This is a genomic window from Pseudomonas sp. FSL R10-0399 (genome assembly GCF_009600165.1).
Taxonomy (GTDB): domain Bacteria; phylum Pseudomonadota; class Gammaproteobacteria; order Pseudomonadales; family Pseudomonadaceae; genus Aquipseudomonas; species Aquipseudomonas helleri.
In genome coordinates this window covers 1-317 of the sequence record NZ_WIWK01000325.1, presented here as the reverse complement: position 1 = coordinate 317, position 317 = coordinate 1, and the positions used below count along the sequence as shown (strand labels likewise).

The following is a 317-nucleotide window of genomic DNA, read 5'->3' as shown; positions in this document are numbered from 1 at the left end:
GGCTGCCCCTGCTGCCGAGACCCCTGCGGCCCCGGCTGCAGCACCGGCAAGCGAGTCGGTTCAAGACATCCACGTGCCGGACATCGGTTCGTCGGGCAAAGCCAAAATCATCGAGATTCTGGTCAAGGCTGGCGACACCGTTGAGGCTGATCAATCGCTGATCACCCTTGAATCCGACAAGGCCAGCATGGAAATCCCGTCGCCTGCCGCAGGCGTGGTGGAAAGCATTGCCGTCAAGCTGGACGACGAAGTAGGCACTGGCGACTTCATCCTCAAGCTGAAAGTGGCGGGCGCTGCTGCGCCAGCCGCGCCTGCAC

At 62.8% G+C, this 317-nt stretch carries 1 protein-coding gene; it reads left to right on the top strand.

What is annotated here, in order from left to right:
* Positions 1-317, top strand: a 317-nt coding sequence (locus GHO41_RS29625) for a biotin/lipoyl-containing protein (protein WP_305977963.1), incomplete at both ends; no start/stop codon positions are given.